Annotated in this window: 20 protein-coding genes and 1 pseudogene; 11 read left to right on the top strand and 10 right to left on the bottom strand. The window is 65.2% G+C overall.

Translation table 11 applies throughout. The annotated features are described in order from the left end of the window. The first annotated feature begins 37 nt into the window (after positions 1-37). Positions 38-376 carry a winged helix-turn-helix domain-containing protein gene (locus ACTOQ3_RS34255; protein ID WP_440087628.1) on the top strand — a complete coding sequence of 113 codons (339 nt, stop codon included), beginning with the start codon at positions 38-40 and terminating at the stop codon, positions 374-376. Between the two features lie 8 nt (positions 377-384). On the opposite strand, the gene ACTOQ3_RS34250 is transcribed toward ACTOQ3_RS34255, so the two are convergent. Together ACTOQ3_RS34250 and ACTOQ3_RS34245 are read right to left on the bottom strand one after the other, a co-directional pair. Continuing rightward, the gene (locus ACTOQ3_RS34250; RefSeq protein WP_440087627.1) at positions 385-561 is read right to left on the bottom strand and encodes a hypothetical protein; all 177 of its coding nucleotides are present in this window, start codon (positions 559-561) and stop codon (positions 385-387) included. Further along, the gene (locus ACTOQ3_RS34245) at positions 558-779 is read right to left on the bottom strand and encodes a hypothetical protein (protein ID WP_440087626.1); all 222 of its coding nucleotides are present in this window, start codon (positions 777-779) and stop codon (positions 558-560) included. The genes ACTOQ3_RS34250 and ACTOQ3_RS34245 overlap by 4 nt, the downstream gene beginning before the upstream one ends. Positions 780-932: 153 nt before the next feature. Here ACTOQ3_RS34245 and ACTOQ3_RS34240 point away from each other — a divergent pair, with 153 nt between their 5' ends. Together ACTOQ3_RS34240 and ACTOQ3_RS34235 are read left to right on the top strand one after the other, a co-directional pair. Beyond that, positions 933-1,673, top strand: coding sequence for an XRE family transcriptional regulator (locus ACTOQ3_RS34240; protein ID WP_440087625.1), 741 nt, complete (start codon positions 933-935; stop codon positions 1,671-1,673). 3 nt (positions 1,674-1,676) lie between these two features. Further along, positions 1,677-2,153, top strand: coding sequence for an NUDIX hydrolase (locus ACTOQ3_RS34235; protein WP_440087624.1), 477 nt, complete (start codon positions 1,677-1,679; stop codon positions 2,151-2,153). Here ACTOQ3_RS34235 and ACTOQ3_RS34230 read toward each other — a convergent pair. From ACTOQ3_RS34230 to ACTOQ3_RS34220, 3 genes are all read right to left on the bottom strand, one after another. Beyond that, entirely contained in the window at positions 2,121-2,687 is a 567-nt protein-coding gene (locus ACTOQ3_RS34230) for an HD domain-containing protein (protein WP_440087623.1), read from the bottom strand. The two genes, ACTOQ3_RS34235 and ACTOQ3_RS34230, sit on opposite strands and share 33 nt — an antisense overlap. Before the next feature lie 67 nt (positions 2,688-2,754). Beyond that, positions 2,755-3,231 (bottom strand): GntR family transcriptional regulator, encoded by a 477-nt coding sequence (locus ACTOQ3_RS34225; RefSeq protein WP_440087622.1) that lies wholly within the window; start codon positions 3,229-3,231, stop codon positions 2,755-2,757. Between the two features lie 4 nt (positions 3,232-3,235). Beyond that, positions 3,236-3,580 carry a hypothetical protein gene (locus tag ACTOQ3_RS34220; RefSeq protein ID WP_440087621.1) on the bottom strand — a complete coding sequence of 115 codons (345 nt, stop codon included), beginning with the start codon at positions 3,578-3,580 and terminating at the stop codon, positions 3,236-3,238. A gap of 163 nt (positions 3,581-3,743) precedes the next feature. Between ACTOQ3_RS34220 and ACTOQ3_RS34215 the strand changes: the two genes are divergently transcribed. After that, positions 3,744-4,478 (top strand): XRE family transcriptional regulator, encoded by a 735-nt coding sequence (locus ACTOQ3_RS34215; protein ID WP_440087620.1) that lies wholly within the window; start codon positions 3,744-3,746, stop codon positions 4,476-4,478. A 101-nt stretch (positions 4,479-4,579) separates the two neighbouring features. On the opposite strand, the gene ACTOQ3_RS34210 is transcribed toward ACTOQ3_RS34215, so the two are convergent. Beyond that, the gene (locus ACTOQ3_RS34210) at positions 4,580-5,065 is read right to left on the bottom strand and encodes a YxiG-like protein (RefSeq protein WP_440087619.1); all 486 of its coding nucleotides are present in this window, start codon (positions 5,063-5,065) and stop codon (positions 4,580-4,582) included. A gap of 595 nt (positions 5,066-5,660) precedes the next feature. Next, positions 5,661-6,884: pseudogene (locus ACTOQ3_RS34205) on the bottom strand (IS481 family transposase); the annotation flags it as partial. 493 nt (positions 6,885-7,377) lie between these two features. On the opposite strand from ACTOQ3_RS34205, the gene ACTOQ3_RS34200 reads away from it, so the two are divergent. The 6 genes from ACTOQ3_RS34200 (at position 7,378) to ACTOQ3_RS34175 (ending at position 17,589) form a co-directional block, all read left to right on the top strand. Continuing rightward, complete coding sequence (locus tag ACTOQ3_RS34200; RefSeq protein ID WP_440087618.1) at positions 7,378-7,815, top strand: hypothetical protein; 438 nt, start codon at positions 7,378-7,380, stop codon at positions 7,813-7,815. Position 7,816: 1 nt separating this feature from the next. Continuing rightward, the gene (gene fxsT, locus ACTOQ3_RS34195) at positions 7,817-10,942 is read left to right on the top strand and encodes an FxSxx-COOH system tetratricopeptide repeat protein (protein ID WP_440087617.1); all 3,126 of its coding nucleotides are present in this window, start codon (positions 7,817-7,819) and stop codon (positions 10,940-10,942) included. 99 nt (positions 10,943-11,041) lie between these two features. Continuing rightward, positions 11,042-11,698 carry an HAD family hydrolase gene (locus ACTOQ3_RS34190; protein ID WP_440087616.1) on the top strand — a complete coding sequence of 219 codons (657 nt, stop codon included), beginning with the start codon at positions 11,042-11,044 and terminating at the stop codon, positions 11,696-11,698. A gap of 1,387 nt (positions 11,699-13,085) precedes the next feature. Further along, complete coding sequence (locus ACTOQ3_RS34185; protein WP_440087615.1) at positions 13,086-14,642, top strand: pentapeptide repeat-containing protein; 1,557 nt, start codon at positions 13,086-13,088, stop codon at positions 14,640-14,642. A 639-nt stretch (positions 14,643-15,281) separates the two neighbouring features. Further along, complete coding sequence (locus ACTOQ3_RS34180) at positions 15,282-16,604, top strand: hypothetical protein (RefSeq protein WP_440087614.1); 1,323 nt, start codon at positions 15,282-15,284, stop codon at positions 16,602-16,604. Positions 16,605-16,938: 334 nt separating this feature from the next. Beyond that, the gene (locus ACTOQ3_RS34175) at positions 16,939-17,589 is read left to right on the top strand and encodes an HAD family hydrolase (RefSeq protein WP_440087613.1); all 651 of its coding nucleotides are present in this window, start codon (positions 16,939-16,941) and stop codon (positions 17,587-17,589) included. A gap of 279 nt (positions 17,590-17,868) precedes the next feature. Here the strand turns inward: ACTOQ3_RS34175 and ACTOQ3_RS34170 are convergent. The 3 genes from ACTOQ3_RS34170 to ACTOQ3_RS34160 form a co-directional block, all read right to left on the bottom strand. Beyond that, a protein-coding gene (locus tag ACTOQ3_RS34170) for an IS5 family transposase (protein WP_440087612.1) occupies positions 17,869-18,683 on the bottom strand; the annotation gives its coding sequence in 2 pieces (ribosomal slippage) (positions 17,869-18,329 and positions 18,329-18,683; 816 coding nt in all). 410 nt (positions 18,684-19,093) lie between these two features. After that, positions 19,094-20,083 (bottom strand): transposase, encoded by a 990-nt coding sequence (locus ACTOQ3_RS34165; protein ID WP_440087611.1) that lies wholly within the window; start codon positions 20,081-20,083, stop codon positions 19,094-19,096. Between the two features lie 353 nt (positions 20,084-20,436). Next, positions 20,437-21,501 carry a patatin-like phospholipase family protein gene (locus tag ACTOQ3_RS34160; protein ID WP_440087610.1) on the bottom strand — a complete coding sequence of 355 codons (1,065 nt, stop codon included), beginning with the start codon at positions 21,499-21,501 and terminating at the stop codon, positions 20,437-20,439. A 234-nt stretch (positions 21,502-21,735) separates the two neighbouring features. Here ACTOQ3_RS34160 and ACTOQ3_RS34155 point away from each other — a divergent pair, with 234 nt between their 5' ends. Beyond that, positions 21,736-23,799: a DNA/RNA non-specific endonuclease gene (locus tag ACTOQ3_RS34155; RefSeq protein WP_440087609.1), complete on the top strand. Its 2,064-nt coding sequence runs from the start codon at positions 21,736-21,738 to the stop codon at positions 23,797-23,799. Positions 23,800-24,154: the final 355 nt, after the last annotated feature.

The following is a 24,154-nucleotide window of genomic DNA, read 5'->3' as shown; positions in this document are numbered from 1 at the left end:
CGGTGGATTAAAACAGGCAGGCGACAGAAGAGGGGCGATGGTCAAGAACACCGGACGACCCGGTTATCTGCAGATCGCCGACGACCTGCGCGAGCAGATCCGGCGCGGCACCTTGGAGCCCGGAAATCCGCTGCCGTCCACCACTCAGCTCGCGACGACGTACGAGGCGTCGCTGAGCGTGGTGAAACTCGCCGTCGGGGTGCTACGAAACGAAGGGCTGGTCATCGGCCAGCAGGGTAAGGGCGTCTTCGTCCGCGACGCCGCCGCCCCGGCCCTGCCGCCGGCCGCGGAGGAGTTGGCCGAGATGCGGGCCACGCTGCGGGATCTGTCGCAGCGCCTGGAACGGGTGGAGTCAAAGTTGGCCGAGCGCGAGTAGTTCGCCGCTCATCCGCGAACATGGCAGCCGGTGACCCGCCGCGCCAGGCCCGCCGCCCGGGTCGGGGGAACGCCCCCCAAGGACATCCGCCGATCCTCCTGGCGCATGCCGACCATGACGAGCACGTAGCCGACCAGTACGGCCATCCCGAGGACGAGGCCGATGATCAGCGGGATCGTGGTCACGTCCAGCTCACCCCAGCCTCGGCGAGGTTGCGCGGGCGGCCGGCCGGGCGCCTGCTCTGCCCGCGCCGCTTGCTCAACCGGCGCTTGGCCGCCTGCCCCTGACGCCGGATCCACCGGTCCCGGGCCAGGCACTTGCGGCAGGCGATCCGCCCCTCCTCCAGGGCCGCGCCGCACACGCAGGTGGGCGTCTCGTCGATCGGCCGAATGTCGTTGATCACTGTGTCTCTCCTCTCGATCGCTGCTGTTGCTGCCTTGCGATATCGAGAGTGCGGCAGAGAGGCGGGACGAGATCACTACAGGATGGGACATGTTCAGGACGTCCGGTCTACGATTGCCACGTCCCTGGACGTCCCTTCTTACGGGCAGGTGAGATGGCGAACGAGCGGTTGCGCACGGCATTGCTGGAGCGGGGAACGACGATCGCCGAGTTGGCCGAGGCCATCGAGGTGGACGCCAAGACCGTGGAGCGGTGGATCACCCAAAGCCGCACCCCCTACCGCAAGCACCGCTTCGCCGTCGCCAAGTACCTCGACGCCGAAGAGGCCTACCTCTGGCCCAACGCGCTGACGCCAAAACAGGCCGCCGCGGTCTCCGAGACCGAGATCGTCACCGTCTACCCGCACCGCTGGGCCGTACCCCGGGACGCCTGGGGACGTCTGTTCTCCGCCGCCAGAGAAGAGATCGGCGTGCTGGTCTACAGCGGCACCTTCATCTCCCAGGACACCGGCCTCATGCGCCTGTTCGCCGACAAGGCCAAGGCGGGCGTACGGGTGCGCATCCTGCTCGGCGACCCCGACTCACCCGAGGTCGCCCAGCGCGGCGCCGACGAGGGCATCGGCGACGGTATGGCCGCGCAGATCAGGATGTCGCTGGTGCTGTACCGGCCGTTGCGCCAGGTCGAAGGCGTGGAGATCCGGCTGCATCGCACGGTGCTGTACAACTCCATCTACCGCGGCGACGACCAGCTTCTGGCCAACACCCACCTGTACGGCATGCCCGCCGGAGACGCACCCGTCCTGCACCTGCGCAAGGTGGTGGGCGGCGGCATGGTGTCGACCTACCTCGACAGCTTCGAAGCCGTCTGGGCCGGAGCCACGCCGGTAGAGTCCTGACCCATGGCCCGCCGGATCGACTTCTACGACGACCCCTCCGCGCCCGCACCCAACAGCCTCGTTCCCTCGGTCAACGTCGTCGTCACCAACGACGCCGGGGACATCCTGATGATCCACCGCACCGACAACGACAACTGGGCCGTCCCCGGCGGAGCCATCGACCTCGGCGAATCCCTCCCGGCCGCGGCCATCCGCGAGACGTTGGAAGAGACCGGCATCACGTGCGAGATCACCGGCATCGTTGGCACCTACACCGACCCCAAACACGTCATCCTCTACACCAGCGACGGCGAAGCCCGACAGGAGTTCTCCATCGTGCTCACCGGCCGCCCGATCTCCGGCGAACCAACGCCGAGCGACGAGTCCCGCGAAGTGCGATGGGTACCGCGCGAGAAGGTCGACTCACTGACCATGGACCGTTCGATGCGCCTGCGGATCGGCCACTATCTAGCCGGCACCACCGGACCGTACATCGGCTAGCGCGACCTGAACCGCCCATACCGCCGAGGTGATGCACGGCGTCGCGTTGGTGATCGATCTGCTCACCAGATGCTCGGGACCGTACCGGGAATGGATCTCCGCCAACCGCACATCGACCTCCAGGGGAAGCCCGTCCGGGCTGGTGGTCATGTCGCAGTAGGTCAGTGCCTCCACCAGCTCCGGACGCTCCTGGTCGAACTCCTCGTTCAGCACATCCAGCAGGCCGCGTTCGGTGGCCTCATAGACCGCGCACGAGTGATGCGCCACCAGCCGGACGAGCTTGTCATCGGCCTGGTGCACCTCGCGCAGGTAACGGGCACCGTCGAGCGGATGGAACCCGGTGTCGACCAGCGGCGGCGCGTACCCGATGTCATGCAACCAGGCCGAAGCGGTCAGCAGGTCGGACTCCTGACCGAGGATCGGCGCCAGCGACTCGGCACGCGCGGCCACCCCTTGCGTGTGCGCCCACCGGCGCGGCAACGGCTGCTCCAGCAGCTCTTTGGCCAGGTCACGTGCCCACTCAGCTTGTCCCATGCGGTTCACGATAGACGCCGTCCCCCGAGGCGAATCCAGTACGCGAGCCGAGACGTCCCAGGACGTCTCAGTCCGGGAGAGGACGGACAAACCGGCCCTTGCCATGCGCGGTCACGATCAGCCCCTCGCGCTCCAGCTCACCAAGGGCATGGCGCACCGTGTTGCGCGAAGCCACATATTGCCGCCGGAGCACGTTCTCACTCGGCAACACCGCCCCAACGGCCAGAACGCCCCCGCGGATCTGCGCCCGCAGATCCCTCGCGATCACCTGATACCGATACTCCGCCGCGCCAACCTGCTGCCTCTCCTCCTTCACCACGCGCCCCTTGCCGGGCATCGTGACGATCAACCCCTCACTCTCCAGGACGGCCAGGCCGCGACGGACGGTCGTGCGGGCCACGTGAAACTCCTCGACAAGGGCCGCCTCGGAGGGCAGAGCGCCGCCGACCGGATACTCGCCGGAGGTGATCTTTTCGCGAAGCCGGTCGGCGATCTGGGGATAGACCAGCCCGCCGGTCAGCCACCTGCTCGTCTCAGAGATCATCGACTCAGGTACGGTACGCGTCGGCGATCTTGCTCAGATCCACGGTCAGCGGCTCCTGCTCACCCTGGCGCCAGCCTTCCCGGGCCGCGGTGGAGATCCGCTTGGCCGCACTCGCCAGGCGAAGTGAGGAGGTCCGCTCGTCCAGCTGGTCGCCCCAGTAGAACCAGTGGAACGCCGTCTGGACATAGACCCGCCGGGTCCGGAAATGCCGGTCGACGACCTCCAGGCAGGGCTGTCCGGTGTTGTCGACGATCAGAACGGTAGTGATCTCCAGCGAGGACAGCTGCTCGCGCAGCAGGGTCAGCAACTCCTGCTGGTGGGCGCGCTGTCTTTCTCGTGCGGTGGTCATGGATGTGCTCCTGTCAGCGTGAAGGGCGTAGTCCCTTGGGTGGGAGCCCGTGCCGACGAGCTTCGTCTTCCGGGGTTGGAGATCGACACCGCAACTTAGGGACGTCTAGGGACGTCTTATGTTAACGTCGCAGGCACTGACCGTGCCACGGGAGGTGCTACCCATGAACGAGAACCTGCGCCACGCCCTCATCCGCGCGCGGCTCCAACCCCTCGACGTCGCCACCCACCTGACCGTCGACCCCAAAACCGTCACCCGCTGGCTGGCCGGCCGCATCCCCCACCCCCGCCACCGCCTGGCCGTCGCCGACCTTCTCGAAGTCGACGAGAGCGACCTGTGGCCCGATGCCATCCGCCACCGTTCAGGGCTCACCAGTGAATTGAAGGCTGTCTATCCCCATCGGTGGGCGGTACCGGCGGACACTTGGCGCACGTTCTTTGCGTCCGCCACCACCAACATCGACATCCTCGTGTACAGCGGTCTGTTCCTCGCCGAAGACTCCGGGCTCCTGCGCATCCTTGCCGACCGAGCACAAGCCGGGGTAGGCGTACGCATCCTGCTCGGCGACCCCGACAGCCCGCACGTGACAACCCGCGGCACCGAGGAAGGCATCGGCGGTGACGTCATGGCCAGCAGGGTCAGAAACGCCCACGCCCTCTACCGGCCACTCCAGAACGTCAAGGGAATCGAGCTCCGGCTACACCGCACGGTGCTCTACAACTCCATCTACCGCGCCGACAACGAACTCCTGATCAACCTGCACGCCTACGGCACCCGAGCCCCCGAAGCGCCCGTCATCTACCTGACCCATACCGAAGCCAACAGCACCGCAGCGACGTACCTGACCAGCTTCGAACACGTCTGGACCAGCGCCGAACCCGCAGGCCGGAAGCTCTGACCGTCAGCCTGTTCAAGATGTCAGGGCTCAGGACCCGTGCGACAGATCCGGCTCGGGAGGTGGGTGACACTCCGGCTAGATGATCTGTTGCTCTCTGATGCCTATTGAATCGGAAAGTTGTGGTTTGGTCCCTGCCATTCGGGCGGGAGTTCTTCGATCTGCAGGTCGGAGAAGATCAGGGTCAGATCATGGGCGTTGGCCTGGATTCGGACCTCGTGGAAGTCGATACCAAGGGCTGTGGCCCAGTGTCGGGCGGTCGGTGAGTCGGTGATGAGCGTGGCCCCGGGGTAGAGATCCTGCCAGTTGACGCCCCAGACGTATCCGTCGAGGTCGACGCCGGTTTCGTAGGTGATGAGCCGGTCATCGAGGGACGCGCGCCACGTGTCGGCCGAGACGGTGGTGGTGCAGGTGGCTTGCACGCAGTGGCGGAACAGGTAGCGCAGCGTCGCCGGTGCGATCCCGCTTCGCGGGTCGGTAGTTACGTGGATCACGAGCTGGTAGTCGCGCATGTAGTTCGTGAAGCCATGGTTGAGCAGCGCCTGGTCGAAGACGTCGTCCAGGGCTTGTTGCAGCTTCGCCGGATCCATGCACGCAGTTCTACCCGACGGCGTGATCTTTCGGTCAGTGCTGGGGTTTGCGGACTTTGAACCGGGCGATCGGTTTGGTGGTGGTGCGGGCGACCTCGGCGATGACCTGGCCGGCGCAGGTGATGCGGAAGGTGGCGTCGGCTGCTTCGACGGTCACGGTCGCTGCGGCGTGGCCGATGCCGACGCCGATGCGCTGTCCGGCGATGGCGATCCAGCCGCGGCTGCTGACCCGCCGCTGCACCCGCATCGGTTCGGTGGCCGGTTGGGGTGTGGGCCCGGCGGGGCGGGCATCGCGCAGCCGGGCCGCCTGATCGCCGGTGAGCGGGTTGGGCAAGCTGCGCAGCAGCGTGGCCCCGTCACTCAGGTGCAACACGGCGCCCTCCAGACGGATGGTCAGCCGCCGTCCGGCGAACGGGGAGCCGACCGGGTATTGCCGGCCGCCGAGGGAGACCGAACCGGAGGCGTTGACGGTCTGCTCCACCTCGACCGCACCGTTGGCACCGGGGTGGGCCGGTGCGGCGGCCGGTTGGAGGCGGGTGCCGCCCTCGGCGATCAGCTGCCGCAGATGCTGGACGGTGAGCCGGGACGGCACCTTCTTGATCCGGGCCCCGGCGATCAGCAATTCGACGATGCCGGCGTCGGCTCGCAGGGTGAGCGTCAGACCGGCGCGGTGGGTGCCCAGCCAGAACTGCTGCCCGCAGACGGTCAGGTTGCCCGAGGCCGGCACGACCCGCGTGAACTCCACCGCCAGATCCACCGGATCGATTCCGTTCACCGGCATCACCGGCGTTGCTATCTCGACCGGCACCGGTGCCAGCGCCGCCGGCTCAGCGACGGTCTCAGGTTTCGTCTCAGGTTCGGAAAGTGCTCCTGCGGCGCGCAGGTCCGCCGGCAGGCGCAGCGGCAGCCGCTCGTCGCAGCGGGGCCGGAACCGGTCGGCGGGGCGGGCCATGTCCAGCCCCTGGTGTGGGCGGTGGGTGTTGTAGTCGGCGACGAAGGCGTCCAGGACCTGCTGGGCGTGCTCGATGCTGTCGAACGGGCCGTGGTCGTCGAGCAGTTCGCGGCGCGGGGTCTGGTGGAAGCGTTCGACCTTGCCGGTGGTGGTGGGTGAGTGCGGGCGGGTCAGGCGGTGGGTGATGCCGTTCTCGCGACAGATCCGGTCGAACAAGACCTCTCCGCCGCGGCCGAAGCGGGCGGTGAACTGCTTGCCGTTGTCGGTCAGCAGCTCATCGGGGACGCCGTGGCGCTCCAATGCGTCGGCCAGGGCCAGGCACACGGCCCGGCCGGTGGGCCGGGTCACCACGGTGGCGGACACGCAGTAGCGGGAGTGGTCGCCGACCCCGGTGACGATCTTGCATTCGGTGCCGTCGGCCAGCATGATCCCGCCGACGATGTCCATCTGCCACAGCTGCATCGGCTCAGATCGCTGCCAGCGCGTGTAATCCTCGCGCCGCCGCCCCCGAGGAGTGAGCTGCACCAGGCCGTGACGCACCAGCACCCGATGCACCGTCGCCCGGGACGGCACCGGGCCGGGGCAGGTGCGGCGGATCAGCTCCCACACCAGCCGGCGAGCACCCCAGCGGGGATGGTTACGCCGCAGCTCACAGATCAACGCCTCCACCGCGGCCGGAGTTCGAGCCGGGGAGGTGTGCGGGCGAGATGAGCGGTTCGACAGCCCGCCCAGACCCTGATCGCGATAGCGGCCCAGCCACCGATGCACCGTTTGACGCGAGACTCCGAACCGCCGGGCGACTTCGGTGACGCTCGCTCCAGATGACACCTGCAACACGGCTTGATACCGCTGCTCGACCACGCTCAACTCCGCCAGCACTCGGCGAAGTGTCATACACGTCCTGAGCACGATCTGTCACGCAGATCATAAGACCTGACACAGCCCGCTCAAGATCGAAAGAAACTTATCTGTTCGTCTTTAAAGGCGATCCGCCTACGGCGTCTCGCCGCGCGTAGGCGGTCGCTGGCCGCGCTGCGGCTCTTCGGCCGGTCGCGGCCAGCGCCACCCACGCGCTTTCGATAACCAGGCGACAGAACTTGCGAGACGAGGAAGCTCTTTGCCGATGTCGTCGTGGTGGCGGCCGTGACGATCGCTCACTTCGGCGCTGGCCGTAGCCAGTTGGGGCGATCGGCTGCCGCAGCTCTCCTTCGTCGAGCCTTGCCACTGGATAACGCAGAGTGGATCGAAGTTGACGCTTTGCCAGTGTTGGTTGCGGTTTGGTGATTAGAGTCGTTCATGGCGAGGGATGCCACGAGCATGCCGTCAGGGGTCGTCATGAAGTATGGGGAGGACTGAAAGCATGAGCGGGGATCTGGTGACCCTGGCCCAGGAGGTGTCGCCGTACGTCACGGCGGCGGTCGGCGCCTATGGCGGTGCGGTGCTGGCCAGGGCCAATGAAGAGGCTGCCGATGCCACGGTCGGATGGGGACGTGCGCTGCTGCAACGCATCTTCGGCGTGACCTCCGAGCAGGAGGTGCCTGAGGCGGTGGCGGAGCTGGCCGCCGATCCGGACAACGAGGATCTTCAAGCGGTCTTACGGGTCCAGATCAAAAAATTCCTGACGGCTGATCCGGAGCTGGCCGCTCAGGTGCGGGCCATGCTGGAGCAGGCTGATGTCGCCACCGGCCGCACCGTCACCACCACGGTTACCGCATCGGGAAAGGGAGCGATAGCAGCCGGGCGCGACATCACCGGCTCGGTCACCACAGGCGATCAGTCCCCTATCACTCCTGCTTGATATGCCGCAGACCCCACCGGAAGCGGTGGTCACCGCATCAGGTGCGAAGGCAGTGGCCGCAGGAGGCGATATCGGCCAGGCCACTACAGGGGATCACTCGCCGATCTATGCGCCCCGTCTGGAGCCGGGCAGTCTGCTTCCCGCCCGGCAAGTCCATGTTCGGCCCCACGAGCCGGTGCGCCACATGGAGGCGCCACGAGCCTGGCAGTTCGTCGGCCGCGGGCAGGAGTTGGAACAACTGCGGGAGATGCTGACCGGTGAGGGGGCGCCGGTGGTGGTGCGCCAGGTGCTGTACGGCATGGGCGGGGTGGGCAAGTCCGAGCTGGTCCGCCAGTACGCCCACCTCTACCAGGATCGCTACCCGGTGGCGTGGTGGATCACCGCTGACTCCCCACGCAACTTGCACCAGGGCCTAGCTGCTTTAGCTGCGGTGCTTCACCCGCCGGTCGGTCTGGTCGGTGACGTCGAGCAAGCCGCCACCTGGGCGCTGGACTGGCTCCAGGCCCATCCCGGCTGGCTGGTGGTGCTAGACAACGTCGAAGATCCCGACGACATCCGCCCGCACCTGAACCGGCTATCAGCCGGCCACCTGGTGATCACCACCCGGCGAGATGTCTACTGGCAGGGCCTGACCCCCCTGGCGCTGCCCGTACTGGACAGGGTGCCGGCACTGAAGTTGATGCGCGCCATCATCGAGCAGTCCCAGCCGCTCAGCCCCGACCAGGGGGCCGACTTGGAGACCATCGCGGCCGAGCTGGGGTATCTGCCGCTGGCGCTGGAGCAGGCAGCGGCCTACATGCACCAGCAACACTGCAGCCCTACCCGCTACCTGCGGCAACTGCGCGAGGAACCCGCGCAGATACACGCGCGATTCCCGCACGGCGGCGAGGCCGAGCGAATCATGGCCCGGTTGTGGCACCACCACTTGACAGCACTACAAGACCACGACCAACGCACCGGCCTGGCCACCGAACACCTCCTGCGGGTGCTGGCCTGCTACGCCCCCGATGACATTCCTCGCCTCCTGCTCGGAGTCCTCCCGCCCGGCGATCACCAGGATGAGGCAACAAAAAACGGCGAGGACGGGTGGGATGAGGCGTTAGGAGTACTGGCTTCCTATAGCATGATCGCCCGGTCCGGAGTGGACGAGGCTGAGACGATCAGCATGCACCGGCTGTTCCAGTCCGTGATCCGCCATGGCCTTGACTACGACGATCCTCGCCAGCACGTCGCGCGCAGCACCGCCCTGATCTGGATGGGGCAGGCGCTACCGCCCGATCCGGACTCTAACGTTAGCGGCTGGCCGTTATGGCGCGATCTGATGCCCCACATCGACGCTTTGGTCTCCTGCAACCGGCACGGAGACGAACCTGTCGAACTCAGCCTCATCCTCAACCAGGCCACCCTCTTCACCCGAGTGCAAGGTCAGCATCAACGAGCCCATGATCTCGCCCAGCGGGCGTTGGCCATCGCTGAGGCCGCCTACGGCCCCGATCACCCCATCGTCGCCACCTTGCTGGGTAACCTCGCGGTCAATTTCCGTGCGCTGGGGCAACCGGGTGAGGCGGTGCTGTTGGAGCAGCGGGCGTTGGCCATCGCTGAGGCCGCCTACGGCCCCGATCACCCCATCGTCGCCACCTTGCTGGGTAACCTCGCGGGCAGTTTTCGTGCGCTGGGGCAACCGGGTGAGGCGGTGCTGTTGGAGCAGCGGGCGTTGGCCATCGCTGAGGCTGCCCACGGCCCCGATCACCCCACCGTCGCCACCTTGCTGGGTAACCTCGCGGGCAGCTTCTGTGATTTGGGGCGGCCGGGTGAGGCGGTGCCGTTGGAGCAGCGGGCGCTGGCCATCACCGAGGCTGCCCACGGCCCCGACCACCCCGACGTCGCCATCCGGTTGAGTAACCTCGCGCTCAGCTTCCGTAATTTGGGGCGGCCGGGTGAGGCGGTGCCGTTGTTTGAGCGGGCGCTGGCCATCACCGAGGCCACCTACGGCCCCGACCACCCCAGCGTCGCCATCGGGCTGGGTAACCTCGCGCTCAGCTTCTATGATTTGGGGCGGCCGGGTGAGGCGGTGCCGTTGGAGCAGCGGGCGCTGGCCATCACCGAGGCCACCTACGGCCCTGATCACCCCGACGTCGCCATCCGGTTGGGTAACCTCGCGGCTAGCTTTCGTGCGCTGGGGCGGCCGGGTGAGGCGGTGCCGTTGTTTGAGCGGGCGCTGGCCATCACCGAGGCCACCTACGGCCCTGATCACCCCGACGTCGCCATCCGGTTGGGTAACCTCGCGGGCAGCTTCCATGCTCTGGGGCGGCCGGGTGAGGCGGTGCCGTTGTTTGAGCGGGCGCTGGCCATCACCGAGGCCGCCCACGGCCCCGACCACCCCGACGTCGCCATCGGGCTGGGTAACCTCGCGGGCAGCTTCCGTGCGCTGGGGCGGCCGGGTGAGGCGGTGCTGTTGGAGCAGCGGGCGCTGGCCATCACCGAGGCCACCTACGGCCCCGACCACCCCAGCGTCGCCATCTGGTTGGGTAACCTCGCGGTCAGCTTCCGTGTTCTGGGGCGGCCGGGTGAGGCGGTGCCGTTGTTTGAGCGGGCGCTGGCCATCACTGAAGCTGCCTACGGCCCCGACCACCCCGACGTCGCCATCGGGATGGGTAACCTCGCGGGCAGCTTCCGTGTTCTGGGGCGGCCGGGTGAGGCGGTGCCGTTGGAGCAGCGGGCGCTGGCCATCACCGAGGCCGCCTACGGCCCCGACCACCCCGACGTCGCCATCTGGTTGGGTAACCTCGCGGTCAGCTTCCATGCGCTGGGGCGGCCGGGTGAGGCGGTGCCGTTGTTTGAGCGGGCGCTGGCCATCACCGAGGCCACCTACGGCCCCGACCACCCCGACGTCGCCATCGGGCTGGGTAACCTCGCGGTCAGTTTCCGCGCGCTGGGGCGGCCGGGTGAGGCGGTGCTGTTGTTTGAGCGGGCGGTGGCCATCACTGAAGCTGCCTACGGCCCTGATCACCCCGACGTCGCCGCCCTACGAGGTGCTCTGTCCTACACAATGAACGCTTCATGCCATTGTGGGTCAGGTAAGAAACTCAAAAGATGCCACGGAACCGCCTCTAAGTCCGTTACCTAAGAGCGGTCGAGGAAGTCCAAAACCGACCTCGTCGACGACCTCAGGGCGGTCCAGTACACATCGGCCGCCGGTTGAGAAGACGGTTCGCCCGTAGGGTTGGTGATTGTGCAACGGCTTGCGCTCTTCGATCTGGACAACACGCTCGTGAACCTGGACGAGGCGTTTCAAACGTGGGCCGCAGAGTTCGCCGACGAGTACGGCCTCGGACACGAGGCGGTCGACTGGCTACTCGCTCTCGATCAGGCAGGTTATCCGCATCGTGAGGTCTTCTTCGCTAAAGTCCGTGAGCGCTTCATCCTCACCGAGTCGGTCGAGAAGCTGTGGGGCCGCTACCGCAAGCGCATGCCGTACCTGGTGCGCTGTCGGCCAGAGGTGATGGACGGCCTGGCTCGACTGCGTGCGTCAGGGTGGAAGGTGGCCATCGTCACCAACGGGACGGCGGACAACCAGCTTGGCAAGATTCAGTGGACGGGACTGGCCGAGGCCGTCGATGCCTACGCGCTGTCCGGGCTCGAAGGTATTCGCAAGCCCGATGTCGGCCTGTTCGAGATCGCTACCCGGCGGTGCGGCATGACTCTTGCCGATGGGGGATGGATGGTTGGGGACCACCTGGTCGCCGACATCGGTGGAGGACGAGCCGCCGGTCTCCGGACGGTCTGGATCGACCGAGGGACCTGGCCAGACCAGGAGCACGAGGCGGACCACGTCGTCACGGACGTGCTGCAGGCGATGGAGATCTTGCACGCGGTTCGGTGACCAATTCGGAAGTGGGAGAGACATAAACGTCGATCTTGCTAACGCGGGTGCTAACAACAGGTCTGGACGGACCTGGACGACCGTGGACTGAGGGACCTCATGAGCCCCGCCTGAGCAGGCTCGGAAGACAGCTGTGAACGATCCTGGACGATCGTGTTCTAACTCGTAATGAAGTGTTCGGCTGAGGCCGTGACGATCGCTGGCTTCGGCACTCGCTTGGATATTTTTATTTAGTAACCACCGTAGCAGTCTGTGCTAAAGGGCTTAAGAGGGAGATCTATCCGCGGTCTAAGATAACGGCCATTGTTGCCGCCAGGGCTGAACCCGTTGCGCCCAAGCAGGATAGAGTGGCCACCGCATCCTTGGGTGTGGCCCAAAGTCCTCGGTTTATCCTGCGCCACCGTTCTCTCCCTAGCCGGCGAGCAAAATTTTGCCGCTTGTGCTCACGGACCTGATTGCAACCGAATAGAAGGCCTTGAGCATTATTTCTGCACGGACCTTGACGGCCTTCGGCTCCACATGTCCGAGGAACTCTAAAAAGAAAATAGATGATCGCCAGTAACGATCCCGCGATCAGAAAGGGGGCGATCTTTCCTCTGTCGTCTACGATCCACCAAGCGCCGACAAGAGCTAAAAGCACGCCGTAGCCCCAGTATTTTTCTATGAAACTCTTTTTTCCTCTCGCCACATGCGCAACATATCGATAGTTGTTGCTTTCAGCTAGAGGTTTTTTTCGCTTTGAATAACGAAAATATGTATTGACAGGTTGTGCGTCTTAAGGTAGGGAAGGATTGAGTCGTTGTGATTACTGCTGTCCTTATTAGCAAAATCCGGGAACCTTTAAGGGTTGATGCTCGTTGGCCTGCATGGATCCGTCCGTTGGTCGATCGGGCAGGCCGTCGGTTCAATTCCGGCCGGGATCGCAGCGTGGATCGTCCTTGTGGCGATGCTGGCTGTAGTCCGTTATGTACTTGATCGGTCCTCGGGCAGTCCGAGCGGAGAGGGGAGTAGCTCTATGCGAAGTGCATCAGGGGAAGTTTTCTGGTCAATCAGTTGCAATCTCGCGGGAGGCGTCCTCCTGCCCGCCGATGAGCGGACGGATCCACTTGACGACAACAGTGACGACAACATCGGCCACCACAGGCATACGTCAGCAGCCGTCCACGGCCTTCTGACCTCGTGCCGGTCGGGTGCAGCAGGGTGATCGCTCCGCCTGAAAAGCGGACGGTCGCTCTTGCCTGCGATAACAGAACAGCCAGCTGTCAGCGGACAGACACTTTATGGGCCTTGCCCTGGAGATGCTAGCGTTCGAGCGTTGATTAAGTGGCGATGGACCGGCCCGGGGATGCTTGACGTGAGTTAGGGGCTTTTCGAGGTGCCGGTGGCCATGCGCGTATTCGGCAACCGCCGACCGGGCACGGCGGCCGGTCACGATTGGTCATCGCTGATGGCCACCGCGACGTGGAGGCCGCACGAACCGATCAACCTGGAGGGCATGAGGTGGTGGCCAGGTTTCCCCCGGTTCGTGCTCACGGTGCTTAGTGTGGTCTTAGTCGCGGTGCTGGCCTGGGTGCTGGGCCCGGGGGCGGCGTGGGTGCTGGAGCACATCGATGGTGTGACCGGGCTGCGGGGCAAGGAACTGGCCGAGGCGCTGGATGCGGTTCGCAACCGCGTCTTGTCCATTGGGACCGGGCTGCTGGCTGCTGCGGCGATCTACTACACCGCTGCCAACGCCGCCTCGGCCCGGCGCAGCGCTCAGGCCGCCCATGATGGTGTGGAAGCGGCCCGCCGTTCAGCCGACCTCAACGAGCAGGCACAACTGCGTATCTTCGAGCTCACCGAGCAAGGCCAGCGGCGTACCCACGAGCTGACCGAACGCGGCCAACTCACCGACCGCTTCACCGCCGCGGTCGCCCAACTCGGCGATCCCTCCCCGGCCGTCCAGCTCGGTGGGGTCCACGCTCTAGCTGGGCTGGCTGACGATGCACCCACCCGCGAGCTGCGCCAGACGATGATCGACGTTCTGTGCGCCTACCTGCGCATACCTTACGTCTCTGACCCCGGCGACCATGGCGACGGTGACCCAGCTGAACGTCTGGTCTTCGCTGGCCTGCGCGAGGTACGACACACCATCATCCGCGTCATTACCACCCACCTGCGCAAGGAGTCCGCCGCCTCCTGGCAGGGCCACGACTTCGACTTCACCGGAGTCGTCTTCGACGGCGGCGACTTCAGCGGCGCGGTGTTCTCCGGCAGCACGGTCACCTTCCAGCGCGCGGTGTTCTCTAGCAGCGCGGTCTACTTCAGCGACACGGTCTACTCCGACGGCGCGGTGTACTTCAGCGACACGGTATTCTCCGGCAGCGCGGTCTACTTCAACGGCGCGGTGTTCTCCGGCGGCACAGTCACCTTCGACGGCGCGAAGTTCTCCGGCGGCACAGTTTGCTTCGACGAGGCACGGTTTTCCGACGGCATGGTCGGATTCAATCGTGCGAAGTTCTCCGGCGGCACGATTGCCTTTGACGGCGCGAAGTTCTCCGGCGGCAGAGTCGCCTTCAACGGCGCGAAGTTCTCCGATGACACGGTCACCTTCGATCATGCAGAGTTCTCCGGTGGAGGGATCGACTTCGGTGAGGCGACGTTCTCCGGCGGCACAATCACCTTCGACGATGCGACGTTCTCCGGCGGCACGATCTACTTCGACTACGTAAGGTTCTGCGGAAGCAAGATCCACTTCAGCGTCGCACTGTTCTCTGGCAGCACGGTTGGCTTCGATGGCGCCCGGTTCTCCGGTGGGACGATCGTTTTCGACGAAGCGAAGTTCTCTGGTGGCACGCTCGACTTCCGCAAAGTGTGCGATTGGTCATATCCGCCAGAGTTGCCAGCCCGGGTGCCAGTCTGTGTGCTGCTTCCCCATCGGCCCGGTACCGCAACGCTTCTATGACACTTCGAGCACCCTAGAGCTGCGGATCATGGTCTTGGCCGCCACACCGGCTCACCTCGTCGTCACGTGCGGACACAGTTCACGCTGCTGACAGCCCCCAGCTGAGGTTCCCCTCCGCAGGACGGACACCTGGGCCTGCGACGTTCCGTGCGAGAACATCTCCGCCGCGCGTAGCCGCACCGCCTCACGTCGTGCTCTGTCTCGGGCGGTCAGTCCACCGCCTTCGGGATACCTCATAACTCCGTCATACCGAACACAAAGTCATCAAAGGGTCATGAATCACCCTCGATGATCTAACTCCCAGGCTTCAATCTCGGTAATAAGTTGCCCGCGATCTCCCCGTGTGTCGAAATATGACGTATGCAAAGTGCTCAGGAGGAGCTTAGGGAGTACCTACGGGGACGCCATCGCGTCGTCTCGGGCTTGCCGGCATGGATGGCCGGAACGGATCGAATCCATATCCTCCTCCAGGAGGCGGCACGCAAGCGGCACAAGGAGGCACTGCGTCTTAGGGATCCGCATGTCACGGAGAACTCGGCACTGTGGACGAGGACTTTCAAACGATTGATTCGCTGGAACACCGAATTCCCACTCGGTAATGGATCTTGTTCTCGCAAGGACGCCGCTCAGGCTGTGGACATGGCTGAGTCGTTCGACGTGATCGAACGACTTGAAACAACCCTCAGCGTCGGCGGATTCTCGGTCACCAAGTCGTCGGGCGGTTTCAGCCTAGCCATCACGCAGGATCCGTCCATCGAAGTGGCTGATATGTATCTGGAACTGCTGACGATTCCGCGGAACAGTTCGAACCACCGCGTTCCAGAGATCGACCGGTGGGTCCTAAGCCTTACTTCCGCGAAGCCCGTGAGGGGGATTCCTCTCACAGTCAGGAGGGCGGCAACCCGATGGGCCCTAAAAGAGGTCGAAGCCTACCGAAAGGCCTTACCGGAAGGGAAACTTCCGTCTGGCTTTTCTCTGGGAGGTCGGCTCAACATGGGAGTGGTTGTTCAGCACTGGGCGAGTCTGGTTGGCATGTGCCATGTGTTGGACGTCTGCGCTGCGCTCACCGGTCATACCGGTCCCACGCTAGCGTGGCTTCCTAGAGACGAGATCGCCGCCAAGTTAGTGGAGACTGTTGAGGACGGGGCGGATCTTGACGTAGCTCAGGAGATGGTCGATCTACTTACATTCCGTCCGGGTGTTAGCCCGCTGGCGGCTCCGTTGATTCCCTGCGAGGACAAGCTCATTATTTGCCCAGCTCTCATCAACCCGATCGGGATTGAGCGATTGTTGCTACGAGCCGTCGCCGCCAACCCTTCCCGCTTCGGCAAGGTAGGTAAACAGCTCGGCAAGCGGGCCAATGAGTGGGGGGAACTGGTTCGCGAGATTCCCGACGTGCAGGTGGCGGAGGGAGTTAAGGTCAAAAGGCCGAACGGTAGTACCGCTGGTGATCTAGACCTGGTGGCCATCGATCCTTCGGCGGGCGTAGGTCTGTGTGTGGAGGTCAAGTGGCCTATTGACGCACATACTCTGAAGGAATCCATGAAAACCTCCGAGATCATCCTGAGTGCTGCCCGCCAGCTTGATGGTCTCCGATCAGGACTCTTGGCTTCGGAGGTGGCACCAGTTCTTCCAGCGGGGTGGCCTGATTTCAAGCAGATCACTTGGTTCTGGGCCGTGGGGACACCGCAGCAGCTATATGCAGGGAAGCTGCCAGTGCCGGACATGCACATGACGTCTCTCCGCTACCTCAAGCAGTTGCCCAGGGCTGAAACGCTTAAGCAGCTCATAGACGCGGTGACGCGGCCATGCTGGCCGCAGCGGAATACCCACTTCACCCTAAGCTCCCTACGTACCCAGATAGGGAGGGTACGCGTCACACAGGAAGTGATCGAGTGCGGAGGACTGCTTCGCTGGAGACCACAGTATCCGGAGGATCTAAACAGGACGGAACGTCGTTGACGCTGGCAGTGAACACACTGGAGATCCGGGGCATATCAGGTAGTTCCCTCACTTCGGGACATGTACGGAATGATTAAGAGCAGAGTGATTACGTTGCTTGTTGTATCGGCACGTCAGAGCGGTGATCCTGACGGAATAGCGATCGCTCTCCTGAATGGCCTCCTCCACCAGGGGGAGATTGGAGACTAAAGCAATGCTCTTTGGAGCTGCCGCGGGGCTTCCGGTCCTCGGGCCTTGCGGCCTGCGGTACGGGTCCCCTTGCCACCGGATGACCTCGTGATCTCGCCGGCCAAGCACACTCGGAGCGAGGAATGCCCCGGGTATGGTGGCAGCCGTGCAGAGGCTCGCGCTCTTCGACCTGGACAACACGCTCGTCAACCTAGATGAGGCGTTTCAGGTATGGGCCGGAAAGTTCGCCGAGGAACACGACTTAGATCGCGAGGCGGTTGATTGGCTGATCGCTCTCGATCGAGCCAGCTACCCGCACCGTGAGGTCTTCTTCAGCAAGGTCCGGGACCGTTTCGCCTTGGCCGAGCCGGTCGACGAACTGTGGAGCCGCTACCGCCAGCGCATGCCGTACCTCGTCCACTGTCGACCCGAGGTGATGGACGGGCTGTCTCAACTCCGCGCGTCGGGGCGGAAGGTGGCGATCGTCACCAACGGCACCGCGGACAACCAGCTCGGCAAGATCCAGCGGACAGGACTGGCCGAGGCCGTCGACGCCTATGCGCTCTCAGGACTCGAAGGCATCCGTAAGCCCGACATCGGTCTGTTCGAGGTCGCGGCCCGGCGCTGTGGCATAACCCTCGAAGACGGGGGATGGATGGTCGGTGACAACCTCGTTGCCGACATCGGCGGGGGACAGGCGGCCGGGCTACGTACGATCTGGATCGACCGAGGTACTTGGGCCGACCACGATCACAGCGCGGATCATGTCGCTACCGACGTGCTTAAGGCCATGGAGATCCTGCACAGTCAGCCATGATTGAGCGGCCGTGCCGCAGCCCGACGAGGAGTGCTGTACAGCAGGCCCGTACAGCAACACTGCCTTACACGAGCACACGCTACCGACCCGTATCTACCATCTGACCAGGGCATGAGGCTGCCGACCTGGGACATGCCGTTGACTCGTAATGAAGTGCTCAGTGGCAGCCAGACTGAAATCGCTTATGAGGCCTGCAGGGGGTTCAACGAGAACCCAGACGAACTACACATGGCAGCTCCCTGCGAACAGTGCGGACGCGCGATTTGCCGCTTAAAGCTGCTAACGCAACGAGTTGAGGCGTCGCCAGCAGATGAGTGCGCAGGCAAGCCTGAGGAAGGCCTCGTGGACGTCGGCGCGGGCCTCCCAGCGGATGCGCAGACGGCGGAAGGCGTGCAACAGGGCGAACGTCTGTTCCACGACCCAGCGGTGTTTGCCCAGGCCAGAGCCGTGTCCAGTGCCCCGGCGAGCGATCAGCGGACGTATCTGCAGCTCACGGACCAGATCGCGGTACTTGTCATGGTCATGGTCCCGGTCGGCGAGAACGACGTCGGGACGCTGCCGTGGACGGCCACGCTTGCCACGGACCTTCGGGATCACCTCCAGGAGCGGGCGAAGCTGGGTGACATCGTTGCGGTTGCCTCCGGTGAGGATGACGGTGAGCGGGATGCCGGTGGCGTCGGTGATCAGGTGGTGCTTGCTGCCGGCCCGTCCTCGATCGACCGGGGACGGACCGGTCTGCGCCCCCCTTTTAACGCCCTGATCTGCGAAGAATCCACCGCGGCCCGGGAGAGGTCGAGAGCATCGGCGGCGCGCAGCCGGGCCAGGAGCACCTCGTGCAGGCGCTGCCAGACACCTGCCTTGTGCCACTCGTTCAGTCGCCGCCAGCACGTCATGCCCGAGCCGTAACCCAGCTCCTGCGGCAGGTGTTCCCAGGCGATGCCGGTGTGCAGCACGAACAACACGCCCTGCAGAGCCAGACGGTCATCGAGCCGTTTACGCCCCGGCCAGCGGGTCCGACGCCGGTGTTTCGGCAGCAACGGCTCGATGACCGCCCACAACTCGTCGCTGACCTCCCACGGCTTCGGCCGCGCCACCTGCCACCCCTACCGTCACTACAGCGAGAGATCAAAGCACAGTCGAACTCATTCTGTTAGGCGCTCTTAGCTTCGCTTTTAACCCGGTGTTGGATGTCAGGCCGTCCGGTTGGTCGTTTTGATGGCCGGGTGACGGGGAGCAGGTCCGCGGATGGTGTCGCGTGGGCGGCCCGGGGAGTGCCCGCAGGGTTGTGGTGGGCTGGCGGGGGTGCCTACTACCGCGTGAACGGAGCGAAATGCGCGTCGCACGCGTCCGGGCGTTAATCGGTGGGCGGGTAGCGGTTTTTCCCAAGGCAGGCGCAGGTCGGTGACGAGGCCGCGGGCCAGGCGTAGCTGGGTGTAGGCGGCGATGATGAGCCAGGTCCACCGGTCGGCCTGTTCGGGGGTGCGAGGCCGGGGCAGCGTCCAGTTCAGGGTCTGCTTGCAAAAGCGGAAGGTGTGCTCGAGGTCGAACCGCCGCACATAGAGCGCCACAGCAGATCCAGGTCCACAGGGCAACCGGTGGGGCCGTGCCACCACAGCCACAAAGTGGCGGGCTTGCGGGTGCGGCCGGGGAGCGCGGTGACGGTGAGCCGAACCACGGTGCCGGCCACGATCGGGCGCGGACCACGGCTGCCGTGCCCGTCATGCTGCTGGGTTTTGGCGTGCAGCCCGCTCCAGGCATGCACGGTCACGGTGCCGTACTGCGCATCTGTGGTGGTGAGAGCGGCCGTCGGGATCGGCCACGTGCCCGGGTCGGCGCAGGTGAACTTCCTGCCGTGTCGGCGCGGTCGGCCACGGGCGCCCACCTCGGCGGGCGGCGGATCGGCGTAGAAGCAGCGGTCGGAACGGATCCGCACCAGCAGCTGCGTCGGCGCGTCCTTTAGGGCAAGGGCCAGCCGGACCGGGTCGTAGCCGCCGTCGAAGACGAACAACGGGAGCCGCCCGCTGGGGTCGGGCAGGTGCGGCAGCAGGTGGAGGATCTGGGTGGCCGCGGCATCGTTGATGTTCGTGCCCGGCAGCAGGCGCACCACATCCAGCGGAGCAGTCCAGGAGTTGGTCGTCAGCTCCAGGGCGGCCAGCCAGGAGAATGCCCACCCGGCGATGATCGGTTTGTCCGCCGAGTGTCGGGTGGGGTGGTAGTAGAACCCGCAGTCAGGTGAGCATTCGGCGTCGCTACGCGCCCAGCAGCTGACGTCGATGGCGAACACCGCAGGTCGCTGAGCCAACTGCCTGGCCGGCAGATCCCGCAGGGCGTCGGTGTTGATCTGCCCTTTGGCCAGCGCGGCATACCCGCTGCCGTGTCCGCGCCGGTGCAGGGGATCCAGCGACAGGTACGGCAACGAGGCCACCGGCCCGGCGGCCAGCACGGCATCGGCGAGCTCGAACAGCGCGTCCGAGCGACGGGTGAAGCAGCTCATCAGCTCCTGCCGAAACGTCGTCAGGCGGGCCAGCCCTTGGCGAGATGGGCTGGGTAAGAGCACACTCGAAACGACGGCCACCACACACCTCCGGGCACTTGGTCGTACTCGGAGCATCGCGCGGTGGCCGTTCTACGTCGAGAACCACCCATCACCGGGTTAAAAGCGAAGCTTAGAGGACTACCGGGCCTTGTTCACGCGCTCGGTTCCGGCAGCCGCCGACCCCGGGTACAACAGCGCCGGGTCGGCCTGGTCAACCGGCACGACGACGCGGCGCTGCCCGTAGTCCATGCCCAGCGCGGCCGTGAACTGGTCGAACCAGACTCGGTCGGTTTCGTTTCCCGCAGACGCTCTCAGACCCGGCTGACAGCGGCCCGGTGCCGGTACCTGTCCAGGTATTCGGCGAAGGACCATGTCGTCAGGAATTCCTCGGCGGCCTGCTTTCCGTTGTCGAACAGCGTCCGCCTGCCAGCGGGATCGAGGCTGAAGTCGATGGCGTCGACTCCGCCGGTGTTGACGAAGATCGTGCGGTCCCGTACGGCGGGCTCGCCCAGCGCGTAAAGGTCGTGAGCGTTGATCATCGTTTTGATCAACGCCATCGCGAGCCCGAACGGGCTGCGGATCGGGCGAGATTCCGCGTGCCATGGCTCGGACGGGGGACCGGAGAGTTTGATTCCGAACGTGGGCCATCGGGGTCGTGTGCCGTCCTGCCGGTCGAAGACCGTGATGGGGAAGTTGGAGAGCAGCCCCCCGTCCACGAGCATCGCCGAGCGCCCGCCGGGACCTGAGAGCTGGACGGGAGAGAACACGAAGGGGATCGCTGCGGAGGCGCGAACGGCGTCGGCGACCAGTTGCTCATCCGCGTCGAGTCCGTAGTGGTGGTAGTCCCAGGGCAGTCGTACCATGCGCCGGTTGGTCACGTCCGACACGATCACCACGAGCTTGTAGGCGCGCTGGGAAGGCAGGTCGCTGCCCGGGTCGTCCAGGCGGAGGTCGGCGAAAGTCCGCACACCGCATTGTTCGAGCTTGTCACTGATCCACTTGTGTAGATGGTCCCCGCGATACAGGCTGAGCTTGGTGATCATGGAAAGTCCGCGGCCCAACGAGCTAAACCACGGGCTGTCACAAAAAGCGCTGAAATCGGTCTCCTGTGTCAGTCTCACGGCCTCACGGATCGGCAGCCCTGCCGCTATGAGTGATCCGACCACCGCGCCTGCGGAAGTGCCCGCCACTCGGCCCGGACTACCGAACCGGTATCCATGCGCGTCCAGTGAGGACAGCGCCCCTACCAAGCCGAGCCCTTTGACTCCTCCGCCCTCGAGGACCACGTCTGCTATGGATTCGCCGCTCATGATCTCATCTCCCCCGATGAATCCTTCCGGCTCTTCGTTCCAGCTTAGAAACAGGATGAAAAGCACAGGATCGAAGCAGGGCAGGGTCCGGCTAAATCGGAGTGATGTTAAAAAGTGTGTGATAAGCCGCTAGATCTGGTTTGACCTGGGGATAGTCGGTGGCCTGTTTTTCGGTTCGGCGCACACCGCCACAGCCAACCGATCCGGTTCGGGGAGACTTACGTGATCCCAGCCGGGGAATAACGCCCCCGTCGGCAAAGTGACGGCGGTCGACCGAGGACGGGCGGAATGGGGTGGGGCATGGGTTCGGAAGGACCGTCCGCCGGGGTGCAGGAGGATGTGGCAGCGCGGGTGGCCGACAGGAGCCAGCAGCGTCGGCGGAAGATCGCCATACTTGCCGAGCCGGGCGGCATCGCCCGGGCTGATGAGCCGGTGAGGGTGGCCACTCGCATCGATCGGCTCAGCCACCACTACCGCGACATCCGCCCGATTGACCCTGCGGCGATCACCGCTGCCGAACCGGCGGCCGTGGCAGCGGCGGCGGCGGTGCTGGAGCGGATCATCCAAACCAACGACCTGCTGCCTGTCAGCTACTTGGAAGGCGGGGCGGCGGCGGCGCGGGCGGTCGGGCGGGTGGTCGTCCGTGACGCGCGCGGGCGGCTGGGTGGCTACGGCACCGGATCGCTGGTCTCCCCGCACCTGCTGCTCACCAACCACCACGTGCTCACCGACGCCACTACGGCCGGCCGCAGCGGCGTGGAGTTCGACTATCAAGACGGTATCGACGGACGGCCACTCCCGCTGCAGGGCTTCTCCCTGGATCCGGACCGGTTCTTCGTCGCCGACCAAGAGCTGGACTTCGCGCTGGTGGCGGTGAAGGCCGACCCTGGCGAGCTGGCCCGGTTCGGGTTCAACCGGTTGGTGGCTACCGAGGGCAAGGCCATCGTCGGTGACTTCGTCACGATCGTCCAGCATCCGGGCGGGGAGAAGAAACAAGTCGCGCTGCGGGAGAACCGGATCGTCGACGTCTTGGAGTTGTTCCTGCACTACCAGACCGACACCGAGCCCGGCTCCTCCGGCTCCCCGGTCTTCAACGATCAGTGGGAGATCGTGGCCCTGCACCACGCCGGCGTGCCCGCCGCCAGCCACGACGGGCTTGGCGGCGTCATCAACGAAGGGGTACGGGTCAGTCGGCTGCTGGCCTTCTTGCGTTGCCAGTCGTTGCCGCCGGACCAGCAGGCTTTGGTCGGCCGGATGTTCACCGAACGCATCAGCCTCTCGCCCGCCCCACCGGCTTCGTCCGCTTCGGTCGGTGGGCCGCTCACCCGCCCCGCCCAGCCCGTAAAGCAGGTAGAGGCAGCAGGGCGGGCGGCCGCCGGGCAGGTGCCGCTGACGCTGACGCTGACCGTCCCCTTCGACATCCGGCTGCGCGGCGAACCGGTCGACGCCACCGACCCGGCCACAGCGGCGGCGCCAGAGGCGATCCAGATCGACCCGGACTACGCCGGCCGCCGCGGCTATGACCCGGACTTTCTGCCAGGTGGGCATCGGGTACCACTACCCGCCCTGCACCCCGATCTTGTCCCGCTGGCGGCGCTCAACCGGCACGTCGACGGGCAGGCGAGCGATGGGCGGGCGCACGTGCTGAACTATCACCATTTCAGCGTGGTGATGAACCGGCAGCGGCGGCTGGCCTTCTTCACCGCGGTCAACATCGACGGCGCAACCAGTCGGCGCATCCGCCGCGACCCCGACCGGTGGATCTTTGACCCCCGCCTCTCTGAGAGTGAGCAGGCCGGAGAAGCGGTTTACCGCGACAACCCCCTGGACCGCGGCCACCTGGTGCGCCGCCTGGATCCAGCGTGGGGGGCTGACCACGCGGTAGCCAAAGCTGGCAACGACGACACCTTCCACTTCACCAACTGCACCCCGCAGCACAAAGACTTCAACCAGAACCAGACCACCTGGGCCGGGCTGGAGGACTACATCCTGGATGCCGCCGACACCTGCGACCTGAAAGCCACCGTCTTCACCGGCCCGGTCTTGGCGGCCGACGACGACCCCTACCGCGGCATCCACCTGCCCCGCCAGTATTGGAAAGTCGTGGCGATGGCTAAGCAGAACGGCGAGCTGTCGGCCACCGGCTATCTGCTCAGCCAAGACCACCTCCTCAATGGCCTGGAAGCCGCTCCCGCGGAGTTCTCCTACGGCGCCTACAAGACCTACCAAGTACCGATCCGGCGCATCGAAGACCTCACCCGGCTGTCATTCGACACCCTCGCCGACGCCGACCCGCTGGCCCGTAGGGAAGCGGCGGTCACCACAGCCCAGGAGATCACCCACCCCCGCCAACTCACTCTCTGACAACCGTCGAATCGCCGGAACCAACCCCGGCCCTCAAAATCCTGCAGGCCGAATATCGTCAACCAGCGTTGATGCGGAGCACCTGGACGAGGTCAGCAACGTCCTCGGCCCAGTTCGCCGAATAGGCGACAGTTGATTACGCGAGGTCGCCAGAGTGACACCCTTATAAGGCGTCCTCTTCCCGAAGGTGGCTCCAGCCCCAAAGTAGATCGATCGGGCAGATCAGTGGGATCCGAGAAGCTAGTGCTCTCGAAAGCAAAGATGCTGCTGATTTCCGGCAAACGCGCAATTCCGCTTTGAAGCCCCCAGTTCAGCACCTTCCGAGAACAAGACCTCATCGCTACATGGCGGCTGG

The organism is Streptosporangium sp. LJ11, from assembly GCF_051918945.1.
Classification (GTDB): Bacteria; Actinomycetota; Actinomycetes; order Streptosporangiales; family Streptosporangiaceae; genus Streptosporangium.
This window is presented reverse-complemented; position numbering and strand designations above follow the sequence as displayed.